The sequence below is a fragment of the Bacillus sp. T-10(2022) genome (assembly GCF_056502895.1).
In genome coordinates this window covers 2,812,856-2,839,280 of record NZ_CP113518.1, presented here as the reverse complement: position 1 = coordinate 2,839,280, position 26,425 = coordinate 2,812,856, and the positions used below count along the sequence as shown (strand labels likewise).

The 26,425-nt window shown below is 34.2% G+C and carries 26 protein-coding genes; 16 read left to right on the top strand and 10 right to left on the bottom strand.

Going from position 1 to position 26,425, the window contains the following annotated elements; genetic code table 11:
- Positions 1–1,632: 1,632 nt before the first annotated feature.
- The 10 genes from OSJ91_RS13905 (at position 1,633) to OSJ91_RS13860 (ending at position 10,700) form a co-directional block, all read left to right on the top strand.
- Positions 1,633–2,220 carry an SET domain-containing protein gene (locus OSJ91_RS13905; RefSeq protein ID WP_350302700.1) on the top strand — a complete coding sequence of 196 codons (588 nt, stop codon included), beginning with the start codon at positions 1,633–1,635 and terminating at the stop codon, positions 2,218–2,220.
- 689 nt (positions 2,221–2,909) lie between these two features.
- Entirely contained in the window at positions 2,910–3,158 is a 249-nt protein-coding gene (locus OSJ91_RS13900; protein ID WP_350302699.1) for a hypothetical protein, read from the top strand.
- 71 nt (positions 3,159–3,229) lie between these two features.
- On the top strand, positions 3,230–3,463 hold the full coding sequence (locus OSJ91_RS13895; protein WP_252297654.1) for a hypothetical protein: 234 nt from the start codon (positions 3,230–3,232) through the stop codon (positions 3,461–3,463).
- 86 nt (positions 3,464–3,549) lie between these two features.
- On the top strand, positions 3,550–4,284 hold the full coding sequence (locus OSJ91_RS13890) for an ABC transporter ATP-binding protein (RefSeq protein WP_043981771.1): 735 nt from the start codon (positions 3,550–3,552) through the stop codon (positions 4,282–4,284).
- Positions 4,281–5,111: an ABC transporter permease gene (locus tag OSJ91_RS13885; RefSeq protein WP_413017796.1), complete on the top strand. Its 831-nt coding sequence runs from the start codon at positions 4,281–4,283 to the stop codon at positions 5,109–5,111. The genes OSJ91_RS13890 and OSJ91_RS13885 overlap by 4 nt, the downstream gene beginning before the upstream one ends.
- Positions 5,112–5,128: 17 nt before the next feature.
- Entirely contained in the window at positions 5,129–5,890 is a 762-nt protein-coding gene (locus OSJ91_RS13880) for an ABC transporter permease (protein ID WP_350302696.1), read from the top strand.
- Between the two features lie 24 nt (positions 5,891–5,914).
- The gene (locus OSJ91_RS13875) at positions 5,915–6,694 is read left to right on the top strand and encodes an ABC transporter ATP-binding protein (protein WP_350302695.1); all 780 of its coding nucleotides are present in this window, start codon (positions 5,915–5,917) and stop codon (positions 6,692–6,694) included.
- The gene (locus OSJ91_RS13870; protein WP_485889841.1) at positions 6,666–8,507 is read left to right on the top strand and encodes an FtsX-like permease family protein; all 1,842 of its coding nucleotides are present in this window, start codon (positions 6,666–6,668) and stop codon (positions 8,505–8,507) included. Before OSJ91_RS13875 ends, OSJ91_RS13870 begins: the two co-directional genes overlap by 29 nt.
- A gap of 88 nt (positions 8,508–8,595) precedes the next feature.
- Positions 8,596–9,276 carry a response regulator transcription factor gene (locus OSJ91_RS13865; protein WP_061462520.1) on the top strand — a complete coding sequence of 227 codons (681 nt, stop codon included), beginning with the start codon at positions 8,596–8,598 and terminating at the stop codon, positions 9,274–9,276.
- Positions 9,276–10,700, top strand: coding sequence for a HAMP domain-containing sensor histidine kinase (locus OSJ91_RS13860; protein ID WP_485889840.1), 1,425 nt, complete (start codon positions 9,276–9,278; stop codon positions 10,698–10,700). The genes OSJ91_RS13865 and OSJ91_RS13860 overlap by 1 nt, the downstream gene beginning before the upstream one ends.
- Before the next feature lie 39 nt (positions 10,701–10,739).
- On the opposite strand, the gene OSJ91_RS13855 is transcribed toward OSJ91_RS13860, so the two are convergent.
- On the bottom strand, positions 10,740–10,937 hold the full coding sequence (locus tag OSJ91_RS13855; RefSeq protein ID WP_413017787.1) for a hypothetical protein: 198 nt from the start codon (positions 10,935–10,937) through the stop codon (positions 10,740–10,742).
- Positions 10,938–11,149: 212 nt separating this feature from the next.
- On the opposite strand from OSJ91_RS13855, the gene OSJ91_RS13850 reads away from it, so the two are divergent.
- The 6 genes from OSJ91_RS13850 to OSJ91_RS13825 all read left to right on the top strand — a co-directional run bounded on the left by OSJ91_RS13850 (position 11,150) and on the right by OSJ91_RS13825 (position 15,567).
- Positions 11,150–11,692 carry a GNAT family N-acetyltransferase gene (locus tag OSJ91_RS13850; RefSeq protein WP_485889839.1) on the top strand — a complete coding sequence of 181 codons (543 nt, stop codon included), beginning with the start codon at positions 11,150–11,152 and terminating at the stop codon, positions 11,690–11,692.
- 247 nt (positions 11,693–11,939) lie between these two features.
- Positions 11,940–12,803, top strand: coding sequence for a metallophosphoesterase (locus tag OSJ91_RS13845; RefSeq protein ID WP_485889838.1), 864 nt, complete (start codon positions 11,940–11,942; stop codon positions 12,801–12,803).
- Between the two features lie 209 nt (positions 12,804–13,012).
- Positions 13,013–13,402 (top strand): VOC family protein, encoded by a 390-nt coding sequence (locus OSJ91_RS13840; protein ID WP_485889837.1) that lies wholly within the window; start codon positions 13,013–13,015, stop codon positions 13,400–13,402.
- A gap of 163 nt (positions 13,403–13,565) precedes the next feature.
- Positions 13,566–14,075, top strand: coding sequence for a MepB family protein (locus tag OSJ91_RS13835; protein WP_350302687.1), 510 nt, complete (start codon positions 13,566–13,568; stop codon positions 14,073–14,075).
- Between the two features lie 207 nt (positions 14,076–14,282).
- Positions 14,283–14,798, top strand: coding sequence for an AAA family ATPase (locus tag OSJ91_RS13830; protein WP_323603851.1), 516 nt, complete (start codon positions 14,283–14,285; stop codon positions 14,796–14,798).
- A gap of 166 nt (positions 14,799–14,964) precedes the next feature.
- Positions 14,965–15,567: a transglutaminase-like domain-containing protein gene (locus OSJ91_RS13825; RefSeq protein WP_328175988.1), complete on the top strand. Its 603-nt coding sequence runs from the start codon at positions 14,965–14,967 to the stop codon at positions 15,565–15,567.
- Between the two features lie 724 nt (positions 15,568–16,291).
- On the opposite strand, the gene OSJ91_RS13820 is transcribed toward OSJ91_RS13825, so the two are convergent.
- The 9 genes from OSJ91_RS13820 to lpdA all read right to left on the bottom strand — a co-directional run bounded on the left by OSJ91_RS13820 (position 16,292) and on the right by lpdA (position 26,415).
- Positions 16,292–16,984, bottom strand: coding sequence for an ABC transporter permease (locus OSJ91_RS13820; protein ID WP_485889836.1), 693 nt, complete (start codon positions 16,982–16,984; stop codon positions 16,292–16,294).
- On the bottom strand, positions 16,968–17,891 hold the full coding sequence (locus OSJ91_RS13815) for an ABC transporter ATP-binding protein (RefSeq protein ID WP_485891899.1): 924 nt from the start codon (positions 17,889–17,891) through the stop codon (positions 16,968–16,970). Before OSJ91_RS13815 ends, OSJ91_RS13820 begins: the two co-directional genes overlap by 17 nt.
- Positions 17,892–18,059: 168 nt before the next feature.
- Positions 18,060–18,995 carry a sensor histidine kinase gene (locus tag OSJ91_RS13810; RefSeq protein ID WP_485889835.1) on the bottom strand — a complete coding sequence of 312 codons (936 nt, stop codon included), beginning with the start codon at positions 18,993–18,995 and terminating at the stop codon, positions 18,060–18,062.
- Between the two features lie 3 nt (positions 18,996–18,998).
- Entirely contained in the window at positions 18,999–19,694 is a 696-nt protein-coding gene (locus OSJ91_RS13805; protein ID WP_485889834.1) for a response regulator transcription factor, read from the bottom strand.
- Positions 19,695–19,834: 140 nt separating this feature from the next.
- On the bottom strand, positions 19,835–20,185 hold the full coding sequence (locus tag OSJ91_RS13800; RefSeq protein ID WP_485889833.1) for a hypothetical protein: 351 nt from the start codon (positions 20,183–20,185) through the stop codon (positions 19,835–19,837).
- Between the two features lie 909 nt (positions 20,186–21,094).
- Positions 21,095–22,072, bottom strand: coding sequence for an NAD(P)H-dependent flavin oxidoreductase (locus OSJ91_RS13795; RefSeq protein WP_350302681.1), 978 nt, complete (start codon positions 22,070–22,072; stop codon positions 21,095–21,097).
- Between the two features lie 72 nt (positions 22,073–22,144).
- Complete coding sequence (locus OSJ91_RS13790) at positions 22,145–24,031, bottom strand: sigma-54-dependent Fis family transcriptional regulator (protein WP_350302680.1); 1,887 nt, start codon at positions 24,029–24,031, stop codon at positions 22,145–22,147.
- A gap of 205 nt (positions 24,032–24,236) precedes the next feature.
- Entirely contained in the window at positions 24,237–25,013 is a 777-nt protein-coding gene (locus OSJ91_RS13785) for an acetoin reductase (RefSeq protein ID WP_485891826.1), read from the bottom strand.
- A gap of 19 nt (positions 25,014–25,032) precedes the next feature.
- A complete protein-coding gene (gene lpdA, locus OSJ91_RS13780) occupies positions 25,033–26,415 on the bottom strand; it encodes a dihydrolipoyl dehydrogenase (protein WP_485891825.1) in 1,383 nt (460 codons plus the stop codon).
- Positions 26,416–26,425: the final 10 nt, after the last annotated feature.

Genomic DNA, 26,425 nt, shown 5'->3' with positions numbered 1-26,425 from the left:
ATTATTTTTTCAGCGTCGTATACATTTTCTACCTGGGTTATTACAACCAAGACATTTATTATGAAAACTATGTTTTATTTAATAACAAATCAATTATGGTTAATTAACCTTTCCTTTATCTCATTGTTTCTTAATACAGATTACGGGTATAAGAGAGGATAGAAAAAAGTAGATGGGGAGTAGATTTGGATGAAAGTAATTTTTATTCTAGCTATAATTGTAATTGCATATATGGTATATAAAGAGGTTGTTAAACGAAGGTAGATTTAACGACTAAAAACAGCTCTTAGAAGAGGATTATATATTTATGCACTGTGGAATTCTTTAGATTTTTTTATTCTTTTGGGTAATTTACTTTAAGAGTGGCCTGCCACTTTTAACATTTGTGAAATGTTTGACAAGAAGAAGAATCGTTTATTCCTTTTAGTACACAGCCATATTAGTTAAATCCTAAATTTAATAAATCGGAGGTATGAATGTGTTAAACAAATTTAAAAAATTAATAAGTGATCCAAAAGTACAAAAAACAGTAAAAGAAAAGGTAATCCCTTTGGTAAAAAAAGAAATTGAAAAAAGGAAAACAAATAAAACATAGTCCTAAATACGAGTCAATGCTCCTAATAGGACATAAGGGGTGTAGCTTTATTTGTATTTGACTGTTTCAAAAATTTATATAACTAATGGGTGCTTTACTTCAAAAAGAAGTAAGGCTTTTTTACTTTAACTACAGGGGCATATTAATTGAACGATAGGTAGGAATTAAGGTGATCGAATGAAAATACTTGTCCTTGTTGGAGTTAAAAACAGATAAGGAACCAACTGAAACATATGATATTTGCAAATTTTTAATAGTAAGGTAGCAAAAGTATGCCTTAAATGATGCAGAGAAAATCGGTGAGCGGGGTAGATCAGCTGGTTCTAAAATCTCTTTAAATATTTTGTGCAGTCCACAAGGATTTAATGGCATATTTTTTCTGATTATAAAAGGTTCACTATAATGTTTTTGCTGATCCAAAAGTGTTTCTTTATAGTCATGAAATCGGTAAGGCAATGAGATGAAGGGGGAGGTGGCGTTCTTTTCTCTTTTTCCTCGATCTAAAATCGTTTGATTTGCTAAATTAACTTTCCCCATCATTAATTCACTAGTTATTGGCTTGGGATCATATTTAGGTATTAATTTGTAAGCTCCTGTAAGGTCACCAAATTAGAGAATTCTCCTTATTAAATTAAGATTTAAGTACCATCTTTTTTTGTCGATGCTTACTGCAAACTTTTTATCCTCGAATTTTTCAAAAGATGATCTATGATGATGAATTACAAAATAATTTCACCTATCAAGTAATATAGCTAGAAATTCTTTTGTTTCCGTAAGCACCTTCATTAATAATTATACTCTTCACTTATTCTATGAAGATCAATATTTTCCGGTGAAGTTTTGATGAAAGTTATCATGCATCCTCTTTTCTGTTTATTTCTAAATTTCTGTGGTTTTTCCATTAAAGCGACCAATTTCATTTTTCTAGTGGAAAATTCCGCTAATTGAACTTGGATAAAATACGCGAATGAACAGTCAATTAAACGAATCTGCTATATATTGTAATAGTAAGTTTTGAGAAAGGGTGAACAGAATCGATGATACATCCAGATACCGAGATTCGGTTTGTCAATGAAAAGATTGGTGTGGGGGTTTTTGCCACAAAAATGATTCCCAAAGGAACGATTATCTGGGCATTGGATGATTTGGACATCATCCTAGAGGAAGATGAGATTGAATCGCTTGATCTAGTGCGAAAGGAAATCGTCTATAAATATGCCTACCTCAACGATGACGACCGCTATGTGCTGTGCTGGGATCATGCCAGATACATGAATCACAGCTTCAGTCCAAATGTGGTATCGACGGTCTATGAAATTGAATTGGCGTCGAGGGATATCCTCCCCGGAGAGCAAATCACATGCGATTATGCTACGCTCGGGTTAGACGAACCGTTTGAGTGTGAACCGGAGGAAGGGACGTCTAGCACCGTAGTGATGCCGGATGATTATCTGCATCGCTACAAGGAATGGGATGAGTTGGCTCGGGAGGCATTTAAACGATTGAATCAAGTAGACCAGCCTCTGCGTCATCTGATTCTTCCGGAATACGTCGACAGGGTAAACGCGATTGCAGAGGGTCGTGTCGAGCCGGATTCCTTTCTTACGCTCTATGAAGAGGAGTAAAGGCAACAAACATCTATCAGGACAGACGGATCTGTTGGTTGTTCTCAGTTCATTCAACCAGCTTTTTATCGATCCAGCAAGCAAGATGGAACATGAATCATCACCGTGAGGGTTTAAAACACAGAAAAAACCGCCCCTCTGAACATTATATCTTTTTCCTAGAATGGAATGTGTTATCCAGCGAGGAGTTATAGGTTAAAAGGGCAACACACATACCACCGTTCTGAAATTTCAGAACGGTGGTATGTGTGTTTACAGTTAAATTTATACGATTGATGTTTATAAACTCGATTTTGTATATCAAAACAGTTAGAGAGTGAATGTGATGAGGATGTCCCTAATGTATTGAACTTTTTGTGTCTGTGTACAAAAGTGTAGAAGGTCATAAAAGCAAGAACATTTAAGGTATCTATAATTGCTTATTAATCAACTATTTCACAAATTAATGTACTCACTTTTGTGTCTAATCAGTAGGAACCAAAAGTGAGTACATTCTTTATATGGAAGGCAAAAGTGTGATCATTTTAAGCAGTGTAGAATGAAGCAATTCTTTATCATTTAACAGCATATTTCTACAAATTACCGAGATTTCGACAAAGGTTTCTGTAAAGTAATGTAGAATATCTGACATAATATACTTTTTAAAACAACGCTTCAGATACTACGTTTAAGGAGGGGGGGGGAATATCATGTATTCACCCATTCCAACAAAGAGAAGCAGTAAGTTTGGAAATAACTATTGGGAAGCATATAGCCCAAAAGTTAAAAGAAATGTTCGTTTATTTAGTGATTTGGAATATGATTTTTGGGTACTGATTGAAACAAACCCACAAATAAGTACTTATTGCGAAAGACCACTTGAGATTGAACAATTTTACAATAGAGACGATAGGATTCATAAAAAAACACCATCCTTTCTCGTAAACTTCTTACGATAAGCATAGCGTTTTTTCATTTTTGAAGGTATTGTTTAAACTTAGCTTGATGGGCATGTGGCGGTACCCCAAACATGAATAAATTAATGTGGGAAAAGAAAGTAGTTCAGCATAATGTTAAGCTACTACAACAATATGATCATATTGTTGTACCTCCTGTAAAAACAACAGCTTTTGAAATTGCAACTATGTCATTGAGGCCTAACTACGTGTTACCTAATCCGCAAAATATATTAAATATCATTTCTAAACAATTAGAAGAAAGAAATACACTATTGAATGTTTGTGAAAAAGTTGAAGTTCAATAAAAACTCACAAAAATGTGAGTTTTTTTATTTTCTTTATTTTTTATTTATATTTGTCTTTTATATTAAACCATAAGGAGGGATTGAATATGAAAAAAGAAATTGTTTTAGAAGCAAATAACATCACAAAAGCAGTGAGTGGAAAGAATATTGTAAGCCAATTCTCAACTAAGGTGTATAAAGGAGATATATGCGGCTTCTTGGGACCCAATGGAGCAGGAAAAACAACTGTTATGCGAATGTTTACAGGACTTATTCGTCCTACTGAAGGCTCAATAATGGTAGGGGGTAAAGATGTAAATAAAGATAGACAACAGGCTTTAAGAAATGTAGGAGCGATTATAGAATCCCCTATCTTTTTCCCTTACATGTCAGGAAGAAAGATGTTACAAAATCTAGCGAGACTATATCCTGACCTATCGAGAAAAGAACAGTTAGAACAGGTGGAGGCAGCATTATCCATTGTAAGACTAACAGAGGATGCGGATGTAAAAATCAAGAATTATTCATTAGGTATGCGACAAAGGCTGGGAATTGCTCAAGCCCTCTTAGGAGAACCAGATGTCATTTTATTAGATGAGCCAGCAAACGGTCTGGATCCTATGGGAATGAGAGAATTAAGGGAATTAATTCTTGAACTTCGAGAAAAGAAAAACCTAACATTTTTCATCTCTAGTCATTTACTTGACGAAATTCAACAAATGTGTGATCGTCTTGTCATTATTCGTAACGGTAAACTTGTTACACAAGGAAGCAAAGAGGAGTTAATTAAAGATCCAAGTAAGAGACTAGAAGATATATTTGTGGAGATGATGACATCATGAAAGGACTTTTCACTTCAGAGTTAGAACGATTATGGTCCCAAAAGATATCATGGATCATACTATTTTTTATACCCTTGATGTCGATAGGTTCAGTTAAATATTACTTGAGTTGGAATGAACGAGTGTCACCAGGGCAACCAGATTATGTAACTTCCTTAAACTTTCCTATAATCAGCATTTCTGAACATCTCGTTGTTTCTTTTAATATCATAGCTATAATACTAATTTCTACGGTTATAGCTAATGAGATAGAAAATGGGCAGTTAAGAATGATCCTCATTCGTCCTTTTTCTACAACTCAACTTTTTTTAGCAAAATTAGCTACTATTTTAACAACCATGTTCTTGTATTTAACTCTATTTTGGATTTTAAATACTGTTGCTGGTTATATCTTTTTTCCCAAGGTTGATACCTTAATAACATTTTTAGATGAGCAGAAATTATCTTTGACAGCAGCTTTATTATATAACGTTAAATACTTCTTTGCTTGTTTTGTGACAATGATTAGCGTTGTGTCAGTCTTTACATTATTGGGATCAATAAGCAGAAGTACAATGATTACACTTGGGGCAGGGGTTGGCTTTATTTTCTTATCAATCGCCATTCCTCAGCTCTTAGAATTCTCGACGCAAACGATTATCGGGCACAGCACAGTGATTCACCTTATGTACATGTCTATTGTGAAAATTCAGCACACGGGAATAGCATTTTTACTTTCATCAACTAACAATCTAAATTCCTATATCATTTTAGTTCAAACGGTATACATTGCTCTATTTGGTTTAATTGCTTATTGGACATTTGTGAAAAGAGATTATTTTATTTGAATTAGGGAGGGTTTTAATTGAAAGCATTATTTATAAGCGAATGGGAGAGACTTTGGAGTCAAAAAAAAAGTAAGTGGATGATTGGAATCTTTACTGTAATTGTACTTCTTCAAGCATGGTTTTTAAGATACTATGGAGTTGGAATTTATAATAACGATCAGCAAGTACCTCTAAATACTTGGAATTTTCCATGGTTTTTATTAAAAGAATCTTCATTCTTACTTACATTGATTTTTATGCCTGTTTTTTTTCTAAATAGCCTTAATGTAGAATATAATTCAGGGGCATATCGTCTTTTTTTAATTAGACCTTTTAAAAGAAAATCATTTCTAATTTCAAAATGGTTCTCTCTTGCCTTAATGGTACTAGTACATTTATTAATTATTCTAGGGATTGGTATAGCGTTTGGTTTTATCTTCTTAAAACCAGATAATGATTTTACTTTTTATGGTCAACAGAAGAATGCTATAGAAGCTATATTATATACAGTACAAGTGTATGGTCTCTTTTTCATCATTCAAATGTGCTGTTTAGCTCTTGCTAGTTTAATTAGTGTAATTATTTCAAATGCGGTTATTAGCTTTTTCTTATTAATTGGGTTATATGTAGGTTGTTTGTATGTTTCTAGTCAACTTTCATTTTTCTTATTATCAGTTCAAAGTATCTTTCATACTCTGAGTACCACTAGCAATTCTTTATATATTTTTGCACTCATTATTATGTTAGTTGGTTTTGGTGCTTGTGTATGGATCTGGAGTAAAAAAGAATTTACTTCTTAAATAAAGATAGGAGGAAGAATTAAAATGGCTATATTGGAAGCACGAGAAATTACAAAAGTTTATAAAACTAAGTACAGAACGCACCCTGTCTTAAAGAATATAAGTTTAGATATTGAAGAAGGCGATTTTGTAGCAATTATGGGTCCTTCGGGAAGTGGAAAGTCTACCTTATTAAATGTGCTTTCTTCCCTTGATATCCCCTCAGATGGGGATATCAAGGTCGGGGGAACTACTCTTACAGGTATGAAAGAAGAACAATTAGGTATTTACCGACGTGAGCATATTGGTTTCATCTTTCAAAATTACAACTTGTTAGATCATTTGACTATTGAAGAAAATATTTTATTACCTGCTGCTTTAAAAAAAGGAGATAAGAAAGGTGTACAGAATAAACTTCAAACATTTGCTAAAGAATTGGAAGTGACAAAATTTTTAACTAAATATCCTTATGAAGTCTCTGGGGGGCAGCAGCAAAGAGCTGCTATCATTCGTGCTCTTATTAACAATCCTGCTTTATTATTTGCTGATGAACCTACAGGGAATTTAGATTCTAAATCTGCTCAAAATGTTCTACATACTTTAAAAATGTTAAATGATAAGTACAAAACAACTATTTTAATGGTAACTCATGATTCGGTGGCTGCTAGCTTTTGTAACAGGGTCATTTTTTTAAAGGATGGCCAAATTGTCCATGAGATGAAGCGTTCTAAATTAGAAGATACGTCTAAGTTCAATCAAAGAATCTTATCTTTTATCGCTAAGGAAGTGGAGGATAATGATGTCAATGTGGAAATATATAACTAAGAATATAACCCGTAATCTTTCTCATTATACAGTATACATACTTAGTAGCATTCTTTCTGTAGCAATTTTTTATATGTACGCAGCCTTTCTTTTATATCCAAAGATTTCAGGAACAGAACAGTTATTAATTGTATGTGAAATTATTATTTTGCTATTTTCTTGTTTCTTTATTACATATTCATATGAGCATTTCCTTAGAGAAAGAAAAAAAGAAATGGGTATTTGGAAAACATTTGGAGCCTCTAGAAGGCAATTGTTTAACGTGATCGTTTTAGAGAACGCCGTAGTTGGTACGTTTTCTATTTTAGTGGGTATTTTATTGGGAATGCTGTTATCAAAGGTTTTCTTTAATTTTATGAGTGATATTCTATTTTTGAATCAATCGTTCATTTATACTTTTTCTCCCGTGGCTGTTTTTGTTACGGTTATTTTATTTGGAATAGTATTTTTACTTGTTTCGTGTCGAAGTTACTTAAAGATTAAACGAATTGCAGTTCTAGAGTTATTTCAAGAAGAAAGAAAACCTAAACCTTCAGCTCAATTCTCTAGGGTTAAATTCATTTTATCTATCTGTTTTCTTTTAGCCTCTTATATATTTATCTCTTACGCATCTTTACCTATACTATTATTTACTTTTTTACCCTTATTAGCCTTAGTGCTAGTAGGCACATACCTATTCTGTTCAAATGGTTTAGTAGGTGTAATATCTTACTTAAATAATAAAGAAAAACGACAGTTAAATGGGATAAAGATGTTAACTCTTATAAGTTTAAGAAAAAAATTATATTATAATTCAAAAATTATCTTTATCGTATCTATTCTATTATCTGCAATTATGATATCAATAGGTTCTATTCAGTTATATATAGAAAAGAACAATCAAAGAATGCAAAGCACTCACCCTCAAGGAGCATTATTTGTTGCATCAAAGGGGAAGGAAAACAAAATAGAAGATAGTATAAATGAATTGAAGAGACAAGGAATAAAGGATTTACAAACGAAGAAATGGGAAGGACTAAAAATTTCTTCAAAGAGTGGGAAAAAGGAATTTTTAATAATACAGAATGACCCATCTTTTATAAAAAATGAAGATGCATTAAAAAATAACAATTATATTTTTAATAATAAAAAAAAGAATGATATCACTAATGGAATCGTAAAATTAAAATCTGAAAAAAGGGAGAGAGATCTAAAAGTTAAAGATATGAACGGTAAAAGAGTTCTTAATCCCATAGATGGAATTGAGGGTATTATCTCTGTACCGAAAAATACTTTTAGTGAAATATATAGAACAACGATTTCTGAAAAGAAATTGTCACTTTATAAACTAGATTTTAAAGAGGATGCAAAAAGTTATAACCTTTTTAAGAAATTATCAGATACAGCCTTGTTAAAATCAGATAATCTTCATAATGTTCGACTTCTCGATTATGAAAATACAGTGCAATTATCTTCAATACTGAGACTTACAGGACTGTTTATATGCTTAGTTTTGTTTCTTGCTTTAGCTAGTCTGCTTTGGTTTAAACTGTATGAAGATATGAATGATGATAAAAAAGTATTTCACTCATTACGAAAAGTTGGTCTTACAGATAAAGAAGTTAAAAGGACTTTGTACATTCAAATTTCAGTCATATTCTTTGTTCCTTTATCTTTAGGGGGATTAAATTTATTTATAGCTACTAATGCCTTGCAAAATATATTGGAAGGAATTACAGTTTATTCTATAATAGTAATATTTTTAATATTCGGAGTGTCTCAATTTATTATCTATCTTATTTCTAGTTATTTTTATTCTAAAAAGGTGCTATGAAAAGAAGGTATTTTTGTCTAGGAGAGTACTAACTAATTTATCTCTCCTAGATAATTCAAATATTAGGGGGACGGGGAGGTATATACTTATGCAAGAAAGTATTCTTGTGGTCGATGATGAGCTGGAGATTGTAGATATAATCTCTGATATCTTTGAAGATCGAGGTTATAGAGTTCTTAAAGCTTATAATGGAGAACAAGCATTAGATCAGTTAAAGGCGAAGGTAGATTTAATAATATTAGATGTTATGATGCCTCAGATGGATGGCTTTGATCTCTGTAAAGTCATTAGGGAACAAATTCATTGTCCTATTCTGTTTCTAAGCGCGAAGCACTCAGAGATGGATAAAGTAAAGGGATTAACTTTAGGGGGAGATGATTATATAACAAAGCCTTTCCAAGTGAAAGAACTTATTGCCCGCGTCGAGGCGCACTTAAGACGTGAACAGAGGGATCGAGTTAGCACTCAAAATCAACGCCTTTTAGGCAATTTAACTATTAATTATTCACAACATGACGTTTTATTGGATGGTAAGAAGATAGACTTAACAAGTAAAGAGTTTAAGATATTAGAACTCTTAACCGTAAACTTAGGACAGATATTTTCTAAAGAACAGATTTATGAGAAAATTTGGGGTATTGATGCAATGGGTGACTTAAATACTATCATAGTTCATATTAACAATTTAAGAGCTAAACTAACTTCAGGGATGTCAACTTATCACATTAAAACAGTGTGGGGAGTAGGATATAAATTGGAAAAACGCTGATGATTAAAAGGCTATCTTTAAAAAATCAGTTTATCTTAACCTTTGCTTCAGTAATTTTTTTAAGCCTCATAAGTACAATTGGTACCTTAGTTTCAGTATATTATTTTCTCTCCGTTTATAATGAAAAGTCAGTCCAACCTGCTAATTATTACGAGAAAAAAGTTCCTAGTATAGAAAAGTTTGTCGAGTTAAAAGGGGAAAAGATCGTAGAAGTAGCTTTTCAGAAAAATCTAGAAAAAGTTATTCCTATGGAAGGAATTACATATCAGGTTATAAATCTTCAAGGAAATAAAATATATGGTACATTAGATGATCAATTAATAGAAAATAACAAAAGTATATATGAAAAAGTTAATAGATCTGATCAAAAAGGAAAGGTCATAACAAAATATCTTCCTATCCTCGACAAAAATCAAATGGTAGGCGTTCTAGCTGTACGATATGTGTTAGCATCATCTATTGATTATTATATAAAATACATATTTCTTATAATATTATTGATTCCTTTTTTATTTTTAACACTTTACTCATACATATTTGCGAGACGTTTAGGAAAAGAATTAAATAAGCCGATCAAAGAATTGAGTGCTGCTTCTCAGAAAATTAAAAATCAAGATTTGGATTTTGAGATTAAATATGAGAGTGAAAATGAAATAGGTGTATTAATTGACTCTTTTAACAGTATGAAAGAAGAGTTGAAAACGTCACTTTATCTTCAATGGAAATTAGAGCAAGAGCGTCGAGATATGGTTGCCTCGATTGCCCATGATTTAAGAACACCTCTAACAATTATATTATCCCATGTAGAGGTCTTAATGGATCCATCATTAAATGGACAGAAACGTTTGCCACAATATTTGCAAACAATAAAAAATAATACCCAAAGAGTATTGCATTTGACAGAGGAAATGAAAAGAGTGTCTGAGGTAGATAATCCAGATTTTACGCTTGAGATTGAAAGTGTTATTCCTATAGAAATGTTACCAGAAATGCTAGAGGAATTTAAAAAATGGGCAGATGATGAAGAAATAAAGTTCACTTACAGCTTGAATAGAAAGTCTGGAGAGGGAAATTCCGAATTTGCATTAGATCCAAAACGATTGCATCAAATTCTTACTAATTTAATTTCTAATAGTATTCGTTTTACCCCAATGAATGGAAGTATTGATATTCAGGTTCAAATAGAGAAAGATATGATGTCTTTTTCTATTTCCGATACAGGAAAAGGTTTTGAAGCCAAAGATTTGCCTTTCTTATTTAGTAAATTCTATCAAGGAGATCCTTCAAGGAACGACCAACTTCACCATGGATTGGGATTATATATTGTAAAAGAGTTGGTTATAAAACATGGTGGTGAAATTCAGGCTAGAAATAATAAACCTCAGGGAGCATGTATTGAATTCACCATATCTTCCATTAAATAAACAAAAAATGAACTATGATTATCATAGTTCATTTTTTGTTTATTTAACTGCGTTGTACACTGTAACTACACCAGGCAATTCCCCTGGAGCCTCAATCCCTCCCCCATTAAATGTTTTTCCTTCTTCTGCGTATTTTTTCTTAAGAAAATTATTTAGCACTGATTTATTAGAAACGTCTATTGAATCGTTTCCTGCAGAAGCAACTACAGAAAATACAAATGAAGAAAAAAATAGCATTTTTAATTGTCTACTATGAGTGTACTCAAAATTTACATTACACACTTGTGTTATTGTAGCATTGTGTTATTAATTCATTTAATGACTCTAGTGTGGATTTTTGCTTGTTCAACTAACGGGGCAGGTTAGCTCCATAATAAACAAGTAATTTATCTATTAATCATATATGGTAATATACAAAATAAACCAATAAAAAAATCAGGGGGATGAGTATGTTCTTACATAAGATTGATGAGGAGTTATCATTGAAACTATTAGAATTAAAGGATGCAGAAAGAGTTTTTGAAATAACAAATCAATCCAGAGAATATCTACGAGTATGGCTTCCTTGGCTGGATAATACAACAAAACTTGAAGATACAAAAGGGTTCATTAATATTTGTTTAAAAGGTTTTGCTGAAAACAAGAGTGTCAATACACTTATTATGTATAAGGGACAAATTGTTGGTATAGCAGGTTATAACCAAATAAATTGGTCAAATAAAACTGCATATATTGGTTATTGGCTCGGAGAAGAATATCAAGGAAATGGAATTATGACAAGAGTAGCTAAGGCATTGACTGATTATGCATTTAAAGAATTGAAACTAGATAAAGTTGAAATTAGGGTTGCTGTGGAGAATAAGAAAAGTAGAGGAATTCCTGAAAGATTAGGTTTTGTTAATGAAGGTTGTATCAGACAAGCAGAATGGTTGTATGACCATTATGTTGACCATATTGTTTACGGTATGTTAGTTAAGGATTGGAATAAGTAATAATATCTTAATGAACTAACGGGTGCTTTAGCTGAAGATCGGAGCTGTCCTTTAGGGCAGCTCTCTCTTTATGCAACTAACAGGGCAGGATAGTTCAAGAGTGCATATTGATTTTTTCAACAATTGGGCCATTTAATGTAGCAAGAATCTCAAACGCAATTGGATATTTATGTTAGAGTATAGAGAAGATTGTGAAGAAATGTACGTAAGCTAACTGACAGTTTAATAAAACATGAGGTGGCAAGTTTTGAATAAAAAAATTAAAAAGAGATTGTTATACTTATTACTTGGATTGGTTTTATTGACTTGTTTTTTCTATTTTCAAAACAATTCTATTGTGACAACTCCATATAAATTTAGTTCGGATAAGGTTCCACAAAATTTTAATGGGTATAAAATTGTTCAATTGTCTGACCTACACAGTAAGTCTTTTGAAAATAACCACAGCGAATTAGTGAAAAAAGTGAAAAAAGTAAAGCCAGATTTAATTGTATTTACGGGAGATTTAATAGACTCAGACAGATACAATGAGAAAACCAGTCTGACGTTGATGGAAAAATTGGTTCAAATCGCTCCAGTTTATTATGTAACTGGAAATCACGAATGGTGGTCTGGGAAATTCAATTCATTAGAAGATAAATTAAAAGATTCAGGAGTACATGTAATGCGAAACACAGTAGAAGAAATAACCATTGGAAAAGATGAAATTCAAATTATTGGAATTGATGATCCAGCAAAAGTTAATGAGTCCTATGTAGAACGAGCTATAGCTGAAGAAGATATTAAGAATGCAATCAAAGGACTAGAAGAAGGAGTGAATTTTAAAATTCTATTATCCCATAGGCCTGAATTATTTTCACTTTATACACAATATGAATTTGATGTTGTTTTCTCAGGTCACGCTCACGGCGGACAGGTTAGAATTCCTTTTGTTGGAGGTTTAGTTGCTCCAAATCAAGGGTTGTTCCCAGAATACTCTTCAGGAATGCACGATGTAGATAAGACAACGATGATTGTTAATAGAGGACTTGGAAATAGTATTATTCCTTTAAGGGTTTTTAATCGTCCAGAAATAGTTGTTGTTGCATTGAAAAGTGTAAAGAACCAATAGTAATTTGATAAGTAGAAAAGATTAAGTCTTATTCAAGTAAAGGGCGCGATTCTTTAATAAGAAACGCTTTTCTTAATGAACTAACGGGTGCGTTAGCTGAAGATCGGAGCTGTCTTTAAGGCAACTTTTTATTATGGAACTAGGGCAGGATAGTTGAATAAGAAACAAGAATTATTTATGTAATAATTCTTAAAAGGAGAGATGTACAAGTGAATTTAAGACTTGAATTATTTGTTGAAAGTATAGAAAAATCAGTGGGATTTTATAGAGATATACTAGAATTTAATGCACCAAATGAGATTATACATACTTACGTTCCAGTTAAAAAAGGAAGTGTTACATTAGGGTTGGGAGAAATGAAAAATTTACCTGAAAGCCATCCTCTTAAAGTTTCTAATAGTAGTCAACAAACAGGATTAGGGGTTGAAATAGTATTAGAAGTTGAAGATATAAACGATATTTATAACAAAGTAGTTGAAAAAGGGTACTCTATACAGACTAAGTTAACAAAAAGATCGTGGGGATTAGAGGATTTTAGATTAATTGACCCAGATGGATATTATATACGAATTACATCAATGGCAACTATTGAATCCTAACTACCATCTTTTCTTAATGAACTAACAGGTGCGTTAGCTGAAGATCGGAGCTGTCTTTAAGGCAGCTTTTCTTATGGAACTAAGGGGGCAGGATAGTTGAAGAGTACTGTTTGATCTTTATTCAACAATTGGGCAATTTTGTTTGAAATTTAGGAGTGAAGAAATGAATAATTTTTTTACAGCATTAACTTATGTAAATAAAATGATTTATGAGTCGAATCACTTAACTGTAAAGTCAGTTCAAGAAGAGAAGCAAAATTCTAAGTATGGTGCTGGTACATTTCAATTATCTTCTAAAACAGTTCGATTCAGAGTTGCGAATATAACCCCTACCAAAGTAGGGCAGTTTGTTGCATTTTGGGAAAAAGACGAAAATAATAAAAATCAACCCTACTTATATGAGGAAGCCCCTGATTTATTAGTTATAACTACCTTTAAAAATGAAAATGAGTTTGGTCAATTTATTTTCCCAAAAGAAATTCTTTTAAAACAGAACATTCTTAGGTCTACTTCAACAAAGGGCAAAATGGCAATAAGAGTTTATCCTAGCTGGGATAGTCCGAGTAGTAATCAAGCGATGAAAACTCAAAAATGGCAGTTACCCTATTTTGTTGACATGTGTAATCCGAATAAATTACCCTTAGAAAAAATATTAGAACTCTATTCTTTTTAATCCTCTGCAATCGGGCGCGATTCTTGAAGAATTTTCGCTTTTCTTAATGAACTAATGGGTGCTTAACTGAAGATTAGAGCTGTCTTTAATGCAGCTCTTTTCTTATGGCACTAACGGGGCAGGATAGTTGAAGTTGGAAGAGGACATTCCAATAAATAAATAGAATAAATTTGATATAGAGAACTCTAATAACGGTGGTGGTCAAAATTGAAAAAAAATATTCCAAATAAAATACATATTATTGGTTCAGTTGGTAGTGGAAAAACAACCTTAGCAAGAGAGTTATCCTCTAAGTTAAATATCCCACTTTATGAATTGGATAATGTTATTTGGAAAAGGTATGAATCAGGAGATATTAGAAGAACTGAAGAAGAAAGAGAAGAACATTTTAATACTATTATTCATTCTGAAACATGGATCGTAGAGGGGGTTCATAATGAAGAATGGGTGTCTAATAGTTTTCGTAATGCGGAATTAATTATTTTCTTAGATACAAATTATTCAGTGAGAATCTATCGAATAATAAAAAGATTTATCTTACAAAAGATTGGATTAGAAAGGTCAAACTATAAACCCACATTAAATATATTTTTTAAAATGTTTAAGTGGAATAGATACTTTGAAGAAGTAGGGAAACCAAATTTCTATAATAAATTTGGGATATACGATAATAAGATATTAGTTGTGACAAATAAGAAAGAAATTAAAAATTACTTCAACTAACATGTGCTTTAGCTGAAGATTTGAGCTGTCTTAAGGCAGCTTTTTCTTTATGCAACTAACGGGACAGTTTAGTTCAACAGTACACCTATAAATTCATCTTCTCTTACTGTATAATAATACTAGTATATACATATTTATACAAACGGAGGGAGTGGGGGTAATAAATATGATTTGTGAGTCTGAAAAATTGGATGATTATTTACTTGAATTAAATGAAGTTAATTATTCTAATCCTATAATTGGAGCAAAAGTGGATGAACTTTTCAACCCTTCTCAAACAGAAATTGAAAAAGCAAAAGTAGCTTTTGAATTTGTTCGTGATGAAATATCTCATTCTTGGGATATTCAAGGGAAACGTGTTACTTGTAATGCATCAGATGTATTAGCCTATAAAGAGGGAATTTGCTATGCAAAATCAAATCTATTAGCTTCTTTATTACGATCACAAGGAATACCAACCGGTTTCTGCTATCAAAGGTTGATGTTGTTTGATACACCAGAAAAAGGGTATTGTATTCACGCTTTAAACGCTGTTTTTTTAAAATCACTTAATAAATGGATAAGATTAGATGCTCGTGGAAATAAAAAGGGAATTGATGCCCAATTTTCAATTGATGAAGAAAAATTAGCTTTTCCTATTCATGAAGAATTTGATGAAAAGGACTATTCAGTTATTTATGTAAAGCCACATCCCAAAACGATAGCTGTGTTAGAAGAACATACTGATACATTAGAAATGTATAAACATCATTTACCAGAGAGTTTATAGTTATTTCACTAACGGGTGCGTTAGTTGATTAAGGATCACAAAAATAATCAATCTTTTTTATAAAATAATCAAGAAGATTAAAAATATATTGTTTATAATGTACTCGATTTTGTATCTCAAAACAGTTTAGAGATTGAATTGGTGCGGTTTTGAGTGGATTAATAACTCTATGTACTCAAATTCATGTCCCCAATGTACTTATCTTTGTGTCTCCGTACAAAAGGGGAATATGAAACTGTGAACATTTCGTATAATTTTTATTCTAGTTTACATAATATATATTATAGGAAGTCGTATTTTTAATGTTAATTTCGTCTCATATCTTAAGAATACTTAACTTAGTGAGACGGAATGAAAATTTTAATATTTAATCATGGCTATTATTTATCTATAATCTTTTTATCTAATTACAGTTACATTTATTTAGTAAAAATGTTTGATCAATTAGTTAAAGTTAAACATTGGCACAAAGATTTTATTGGATTTAAGATTTATTTCAATACTTACTTTGTGTGATTAAAAAATAATATTGGATAATACATATTAATGATTAATGATTATTAATATGTATTATCCTTTAAAATGTTGCTTTAAAATCCACTTTCAACAAAAAAACCAGTCATTCCTTTATTCTCATTCTTAATCACTTAACTAATATATATTCCAGCAATCTATGATTCCGAATAATACCGGGCTCTAATCAATTTGTAACGAATTGGCAAAACTAAATGTCCCCCACTCTGTCCACCATTTTAATCGAGAGATAAACACTAACTACTCCTAATATACATAGCACTATGTTCACAATATTAATATTAAGATTGACATTCAGTAGAAAAGAGAAATTTTGAAATTGCATTAGAAATATTGCACAAAGAACTGTCGGTATCGTTTCTCTTTTCCAAATACCAAAGAAAAAGAGTGGTATTAAACTAATAAGCGTAACCATTAAAGAATGAACAATCATCTTACTAAAATATGTGGTAATATCTTCAGCAGTCGGTTGCCCGTTAATGATATGAAATGCCTGATCAAGTAAATAAGTTGTCATGCCAGACAACAAAAAGGATACTAACGTACAAAGGAAAACAAAAAGTGATATAAAAAGAACCTTCGCCATAACCAATTTTTTTCGACTTATCGGATATCCGAATGAAAGAGATATTGTTTTATTTTTATATTCATCGATTACAACCTGATTAATAAGAGAAGCTCCGAAAAGGACAAAACCCAGCTGCATTGACATCATAAGCTGGTTGATGGTTGAATAACTTTGACCGAATTCCGCACTGACCATTTTAATAAAAAACATGGGCAAAAACATCAATATACCCCAATATATGATCAGCTCACTAAGGATCATTTTTTGCTTTAACTTTCTCCACTCCAACTCCATTAATTTAACCAACTTTTCCACCTCCATGAATTTGTTGATAAAAATAATCTTCTAAAGTACTTGTATGCTTTTGTATTTCCTCGATATCTACATCATGCATAATTAGTTTTTTGGATATTTCAGTTTGCGGCAAAGTGAGATCATATATTCGAATCCTATTGTCCTGCACAATTTTCATATTGGAAATTTGGAGTTCATACTCAAGTAAATAGATTGATTTCTCCACATCTTTTGTGACAATTTCAATATAGTCTGTTCTTTGCTTACTAATATCTGCTAAAGTCACTTCGTTCACGAGCTTTCCATCCTTAATGACACCAATTCTGTCAGCTACTTGTTCAATTTCCCCTAAGATGTGACTGGATAGAAGGAAAGTAATTCCATATTCCTTATTTAACATTCGAATTAGATCTCTTATATCTTTTATACCAATTGGATCAAGGCCGTTTGTAGGTTCATCTAATATAATCAGTTCAGGCTTAGTAATTATTGCTCTTACAATTCCCAGTCGCTGCTTCATCCCAAGCGAAAAATCGCTCACAATTTTATCTTCAATCCCAGTTAAATGAACCATCTCCAACGCTTGTGTAATTGCCTTTTTATCATAAAAGCCTAAGTATTCACAATGAAGCTGAAGATTTTCCATCGCAGTTAAATGTTCAAAAAAGATGGGATACTCAATAATACTTCCGACCCGTTTCAAGCCAGACTTCTCGGTTTTCGTTAACTTCTGGCCAAACAATTCAATCTCTCCTGTGGTTGGACTTATTATTCCTGTCAGCATTTTCATGATTGTCGTTTTCCCTGCACCATTTTGACCAAGGAAACCATAAATTTCACCCTTTTTTATATGAAGATTCACATTAGATACGAGCAATTTCCCTTTTACCTTTTTTGTTAAGCTATTTGTTTTAACAACATAATCCATCATCTTTGCCTCCCTTATTGCTATCTACTTCTATCTTAGTCAAAGAAAGTATCTTTTTTCTTTCTCAATCCTTACATGTTCCTTAAGTTTAGAAAAATGACGTTAGAGCTCATATCAATCCCGAAGCTAAAAAAGAGCTGTTCCGTTAGAACATCTCTTAAAGAAGTTTTAATATGTAATTTGTTTAAAAATACAAGTAAAGCTCGTTTTTTCATAAGGTTTACTATATAAATGGATGGTACCCTTCATCTCTTCCGTTAAGCGTTTTGATATACTTAGACCCAACCCGCTCCCTTGAAATTTGGGATTTCTGGCATCATCTAATGTATATAACCGATCAAACACCCGATCTTGATGGATTTCTGCAATACCTTTACCTCTATCCCAAATCTCTACAGAAACAGCTCCATCACCCTCTCGAAGTGTTAATCCGAAGACCCCTCCGTCACTGCCATATCGAATTGAATTTGAAATAAGGTTATTAAATATACGATTTAAGGCGTCCTCATTACCTAAGATGTAAAGATGCTGATCTGGAATATCAACTTCTACCTGAAGTCCTTTTGCGAGCAGTAAATCATAAAACTCCAATACATTTTTTCTGCAAACCTCATTGAGTGAAAGTTTACTTAAAGGAATCACATAATCATCTGATTCTATTTTTACCAGATCAAAAAACTGATTAAGTAAACCAGTTAAGTTCAAAACTTTTTCATGCAGCCTTACCATTAATACCTTCTTTTCCTCTTCAGTTATCATTTCATTCAGTTTCAATTTTTCTACATAACCTAAAATAACCGTAAGTGGTGTTTTTAAATCATGAGACATATTGGATATTAATTTTCTTAAGCTATCTTTTGTTTTTACATAATCCGCAATAACCTTTTGATTGAAATCCAATAGCCTGTTTATTTGAATGAGTAATTGCTGAATGGCTTGCTGATCGGTCGGCAACAATATTTTTTCAGATGTTTCATATTTGATGATATCGCTTAATTTTCCACTTATTTCATAAAGGTTTTGCTTAAGTTTTCTTCGGGACAAATACTGGAAGACATTTATGATTACTAAAAAAATAATCATTGCACAAAGAATGATTACCATGAGCTACACACCTAATTTATAACCAATCCCCCATATCGTTCTAATATATTGTGGGTTGGATGGGTCCTTTTCAATTTTTTCACGAAGTCTCCTTATATGTACGTTAATGACATTTTCATTCCCGTAATAATCATCTTCCCAAATAAAGTGGTATATTTGTTCCTTTGTAAATACTCTGCTTTGATTGGTCATAAACAACTTTAATATGTGAAACTCCTTTGATGTCAGTTGGACAGTTCTCCCTCTAACATTTACAGTAAATGAATTTAAGTCAAGGGTGAGCTCTTCATAATGAAGAATATTTTGGGTGGAGTTGCTTTCGGATGGAAGATATTGCGTTGCCCTGCGAATGGCAGCATGAACTCTAGCTGTTAATTCAATCATCGAAAATGGCTTGCTTATATAATCATCGGCGCCAAATCCAAGCCCAAGCGCTTTGTCGAAATCACTTCCTTTTGCAGAAATAATTAATATAGGAACCATGCTCGTTTCTCTTATTTTTTTCAATAAATCCATACCAGTCAATTTAGGAATCATTAAATCAAGGAGTAGTAAGTCAGGTTCTTTATCATGAAAGAGAGCCAGAGCCTCTTCCCCGTCAAATGCGGCATGTACTGTATAATTCTCCTGCAATAGGGCGCTTGCTATTAATTGACTAATTTCTACATCATCCTCAATAAGCAGAATACTCTTCTGCATACTTCCACATCCTTCTGAGTGTTGAATTGTATATGTACCTTATATCAATATACTCACTATAAATTTTTAAAAGCACACAAAATAGTTATTGGTTCGATTATTCAATTACTATACTTTAATTCACTTATTATTTATCATACTTAGTCATTCACTCTAAGAATCTCTAATTGCTTTGTTGAAGTAATTAAATCAATTTTATTATTTCCCTTCGTGTAAAAAACGGAAGCTCCTTCACTTTTCCCCCTTTTCCATCCATTCGCTTTAAGGGCTAAGTCATATCCATATGGTATGCCATTTTCTTCAGAAGCCCTTGACCATTCATATCTATTCCCTTGTTCATTTATCTGAACCAATTCAGCATTTCTAGGTACAGGGAATTCGTATAAATCTACTGTAGTTGTGTATGAAGAAGAAATGAAGTAATAAATGATTGCCCCGCCTATTATTAATAATGCAGCTATAGTAAATGCCCCACTAATCCTTTTCTTCATTTGCTTATCCTTTCCTAAAGACATATTTAAAAAAGCGTTATCTAATAATTCTGTAGTAATCTGAATTAATCCTGCTTAACTGACTTGATTTATCAATTTTGTTATTCTGATATATAAATTAAATGGCAAAATGAGAAAAATCACGGGTTAACACTTCTGAAAAATTATATAAATATAATTATCCTGATTGGCAATTCAAAAGTTTTTATCATGAAAGTTCCGCTTTCTTCCTAAGAATGATGATAGATCTTCTGCACATCATCTCCTATAAGACATTTTCACTTAACTTATAGCGTGAATAACCTATAATAAATGTTTAAAGCTTAATGATGTTCAAGCTTTGACCGCTTTCGTAAGTGCAACAACATGCTGAGAATCAGTAGGTAGCAGCTAAGAGTTTTAAGGTAAACCTTTTAAACCAATTTGTTTAGAAACACTGCCTACCTTCAGCAATCAGTTCTTGGGTATCATGAGTGCAATTCATTTATAAGTAAATCGTAAAAGTCGATTTTTACATTCTATATAAAAGTATTTAATAAGTTTCTAAAAATCATTGAGAAATACCAGTAAAGATCTAAGGTAGTCTGATTAAGCGGAATAATAATATTATGTAAACACTGATCACGAAATGTTGATTACCTATTTCTTTGTTTTTTTACATGTGAATATCTTTATTAAGAAGTTGCTGAAAGTTGGTTAGCAAGTAATTGATGAATTATATACCTTTTTTTCTTTCTTGAATTGGCTTTTCGCGTTGCGAATAAATCAGCCTTACTTCAACTTTCTGTTATAAATAACGATAATGCACTTTTGAAAAAACCTATTCTTGACCACCTATGGAACCTTATGTCTAATAGATAAAAAAAGGAACACGAAATCACAATTGATCTCATGTTCCTGTTAGGTTATTTATGTTCGAACGGATTCGATACGGCTTTGGATGAATTCGAACGAGGTTTTTGCTTCTTGGACGATTTGTTTTATTAGTTCATTGACGGTCAATATTTCTTTTATCAGTCCTACGGATTGACCGCATGACCAGATGCCTCCGTCTAAATTTCCTTCAAAGTATACTTTCTTGCTTCTTTGTCCCGTAATTAGCGGAATCAATTCCTCTAAAGTGGCACCTTCATTTTCAAGTTTGTCCACTTCTTTACTGACGGCATTTAATGCTACACGCGACGGACTGCCTATATTCCGTTGGATGACAACGGTATCCGTTTCATTGGCCGATACCATCCACTGCTTCACGTTATCATGAATCGGCGCTTCTTGCGTTGCCATAAAGCGAGTCCCCATGACGATACCTTCAGCACCGAGTGACAAGGCACTGATAAGTCCTCTGCCATCCGAAAATCCCCCGCCTGCTATTACTGGTATAGTAACAGAGTCAACCGCTCTAGGGAGCATGACAAGCGTTCCTACATCACCCATGCCGGGATGGCCGCCTGTTTCATTCCCTACAATAATAATGGCATCGACCCCTAATTTCTCTGCCGATATTGCGTTTTTGACGTTCGCTACCTTATGTATCACGGTAAAGCCGTGCTCTTTAAGTCTGGGCATTAAACTTTCTGGGCTTCGGCCACTCGTTTCAACAATTTTTACATCTTCGTCAATTAAAATATCGATGAACTCATCATTCGGGGTTGCCGTTTGACTTGGGAACAGGTTCAGGTTTACAGCAAAGGGTTTCTTGGTCAAAGTTTTCACTTTGCGAATTTCATCACGGAGACCTTCTGGTGTCACCTGTGTTTTCGAAGTGATGATGCCAAGTCCCCCCGCTTCTGAAACAGCGGCTGCGAGCGGGGCTCGGCCAACTTGAAACATCCCGCCGCATATAATCGGATATTCAATCCCCAATAATTCAGTAATTCTCGTTTTCATTTGCCATACCCCTTTCATTTTTCAAGAATTTCTATAAGTCTGCTTTTCTTAAACATAATTACACACGCATGTCTATATACCATACTTATGGAGCCGCTTGTAAAATGTACTTCTTGGTATATCCATCAGCTTTGCTGCAGCAGTGACATTTCCTCTTGATTTTTGTAATGCCTCTATCATTAGATCCCGTTGAATTTTTTCACGGATCGTCAGTTCATTTCCCTTGATGCCCATTTTTCCCGGTTCCTCCCATGCAGGGAAATCATCATGCCGTGTGAAGGGGTGAGAATGCATGGAATTCAACACTTTAACATAATCCAGAGGTCCTTCTGCAAGTGAGATGGTCAATCGCTGAAGGACATTCTGCAGCTCTCTAATATTGCCTGGCCAATTGTACTCCTTTAAACGATTCAATAATTCTTCTGTTAATGGAATATTCCAATTATTCTTCGAACACAAGTAGTTGACTAGATAAGGAATGTCTTCAATCCTTTCCCTTAATGGAGTTACATGAATCGGGTAAACGTTCAACCGATAGTATAAATCCTTACGAAAGGACCCTTCATTGACAAGCTCTTCAAGATTACGGTGTGTTGCAGTGATAATGCGAATATCCAATGAAATGCTTTTTGTCCCTCCGATCGGAACGATTTTTCTTTCCTGAAGAACTCGCAGTAAGGCAACCTGCATCGCTGATGGGATTTCACCGATTTCATCGAGAAAAATGGTACCTCCATTTGCCTGCTCGAACTTCCCTTTGTGCCCTTGCCGTTTAGCCCCAGTAAAAGCGCCATCAACATACCCGAATAATTCACTTTCCATTAAATCTTTAGGTATGGCTCCACAATTTATCGTGACGAACGGTCCTTTTTTGCGCATGCCATTTTCATGAATAGCCTTGGCAATAAGCTCTTTCCCGACCCCTGTTTCACCGGATATATACACATTTGCTTCTGTTGGTGCAACGAGCTTCACTTTATGTAATGTGTTACTAAAGGACTCGCTAATCCCTCTTTCTCCTTTGAAGGCAAACCTTTCTGAAGGCATTGAAGCAGGAAAAAGCCTATTGGTTTCATGACCATAATTCTCTGATAAGAATAAACACTTACCGGAAATCCTATTATCCTCTTTGGATAGAAGCGGATTTTCCTTTATGATTCGATAACCATGATTTAACAGATCGGCCAATGCCATACCAATGGATTGAGGAATTTTTTTGCGAACCTGTTTACTGGCGGAGATTATCATTTCTTTATGATTACAGACGATAAAAGGCAGATCTGGATAGGTCTCTGCAAGTTCTATCGAGTGCTGGGTCAGTGCCAGCTCCTTTTTATAGGAACGCACCCCCATTTCCTGTTCGATCGTATACGCCAGATTGGCTACCATACCCAGCATGGATGGATGGAAATATTCTACTGGACATGATATATCCAAAACTCCCAATATCTTACCGTCTTCATTTAAAATGGGCATCGCAGAGCAACTCCATTTGTGTGAGGCAATTGAATAGTGCTCGGTACCTTGGATCATTACGGCTTCACCCGTTTTCAACGCTGTTCCAATTGCGTTCGTTCCGACCTCACCCTCCGTCCAGCATACACCTTCCACAAAATTTATTTTGCCTGCCTCATCGAGGATTTTCTCGTTTCCGGAAAGTGAAAGGACATATCCATCCGGATCGACCAATAAGGCCATCATTCCCGATTCTTTTATCGATTGATTCATCCTGGATAATTGGGGTGATGCCACTTCTAATAGAAAGGAGTTTCTTTCTCTTTGAATGTCCAATAATTCATTCGTCAAAATGTGGTTGCCTTTATTAAGGTATGGATTGACTTGATCTTTTTTGCAGCGATGCCAGGATTCCATTATTCGCTTGTTCAGACGATTTGAATCGAGAACACCTTCACTGACAAAGCGTTCCCATGTACGTAGATAACAACTAGTGGATAGCATATAATCCTCCTCTAATCATTTGGTTTATACCTTCATTTGACCAGTCAATCTAGAGGAAAAATACCAAGGAGTATTAATTAGGATGTTAATCGAGGTCTTTTTAATTATAGTAGATTATGTATTCGCTTACAATATATAGATTAAGTTTGCAAAAAAAAGCATCATGTGATCATTCACATGATGCTTCTCCATTGAAAAATATAGTTTATGAGAAAATAACTCCTCCATCAATCATGATGGATTGCCCTGTCATATAATCCGAATCCGGTGAAGCGAGGTAAGAGACGAATTTCGCCACATCTTCTGGGGTTTCGGAGCGTCCTAAGGTTATGGAATCTGTAAACTTTTTAAATGTTTCCCCTTTAGCAAGATTCATATATTGACCCATTTTTTCATCGATTAAATCCCACATTTGCGTCCCGACAATTCCTGGACAATATGCATTCACCGTAATGCCAAACTGGGCCAATTCCTGTGCTGCCGCTTGTGTAATTCCTCTTACGGCAAATTTCGTGGCCGAGTATGTACCTAGTAAGCTAAAACCTTTATAACTGGCGATGCTGGCAGCACTTATGATTTTCCCGCCTCCTTGCTTTTTCATTTGTTCAGCCGCGGCTTGCAGACAAAAGAGGACACCATTTACATTTATATTGAAAATCTGTTCCAGATCCTCTTGAGTTACTTCCAACAGAGGCTTTATTTGTGCAATTCCTGCATTTGAAACCATAACATCCAGTTGTCCAAAACGTTCCACAACTTGCTTCACCATCTCGAATACTTCCCGTCTATTGCTTACATCCGCTTTAACGGCAAAGCTTTCACGTCCAAGTTCCCTAATCTCATTCACGACCGATTCAGCCGTATCCAGATTGACGTCATTAATGACCACATTCAATCCATCTTGAGCTAATCTTAATGCAATGGCACGTCCGATACCACGACCTGCACCAGTGACTACCGCCGTCCGTTGACCGCTAGCCATACAAATTCCCCCTTCAGCTTTAGCAATGCACAGCTTGACCTACAACATTTAAAAGAGCTTCATGTATGGATTCCGACAAGGTTGGATGTGCCGCTACTAAATCTTCCATCATATCTGCCGTTATTTCTGCATGCAGCATGACCGTTCCTTGACCAATCAATTCTGTTGCGTGCTGACCAACAATAGAAAAACCTAGAATTTCATTATATTGTGGGTTCACTAGGACTTTGACCTTTCCTACCGGTTTATTGGAAAGGACAGCTTTCCCGTTTGCCGAAAAAGCGAATTCACCAACTTTAATGTCTCCATATTTTCTACGCGCTTCTTTTTCGGTCAAGCCTACACTGGCAATCTCCGGGGAGGTATAAATGCAGCGAGGTATTGCCCGGTAATTCACTTGTGCAAATTGACCGCAGGCATTCAGAGCTGCCACTCGCCCTTCATGAAAAGCAACATGGGCAAGTTGTATGCCTCCTATCACATCACCGCAGGCATAAATCGATGGATTGCTTGTTTGCATTCGATCATCCACTGAAATGCCAAGTCGGGAAAAATCAATATCGTTTTCCTCTAAGCCTATTCCGTTCACTCTTGGTTTTCTTCCTATTGATACGAGTACGTAATCAGCAATCATTTCTTCCAATTTGCCTTCGCTATTCTCTAAATATACCGTTTTACTGGTTGAATTGATGTTTTTGACTGATGTGGAGGTATGGACTGTAACGCCATGGTTTTTCAATTCGTCATGGAGAATGCTTGTGATATCATCATCTTCCCCTGGAAGCAGCTTTTCCCCCATTTCGATAACGGTGACCTTGGTGCCCAACCTGCTATAAATACTGGCAAATTCACATCCGATGACACCGCCTCCGACAATTAGCAGCGAATCGGGAATGGCAGGAAGTGACATGGCATGGCCACTGTGGATGATCCATTCACCATCAAACGGTGCAAAAGGTAGTGGAATCGGTTCTGACCCCGTTGAAATGATAATCTTACTTGCTTCAATTACTTCATTTTTATTTCCGTTCTCGATCCGCAGTAGATTGCTTGAAAGGATGGAAGCCCTTCCCTGAATGACCTTTATTTTATTCTTACTCATTAAATATCTAATGCCGTTCACTAGCTTAGCTATGACATCTCTCTTTCGTTCCTGTACGGTATCCCAATCGACTTCTATCGAATTGGGGGGAAGGCGAATTCCCATTTGCCCGGCATTTTTCACCAAGTCATATGTATCGGCACTTTTCAATAATGACTTCGTTGGCATGCAGCCTTCATTTAAACAGGTGCCCCCCATTGGCCCATCGACTACCAATATGATCTCCTTATCCTGCTGGGCAGCAGTGATTGCCGCTACATACCCTGCAGGACCTCCGCCTATAATAGCTATACGATTCAAGACCTTTCCC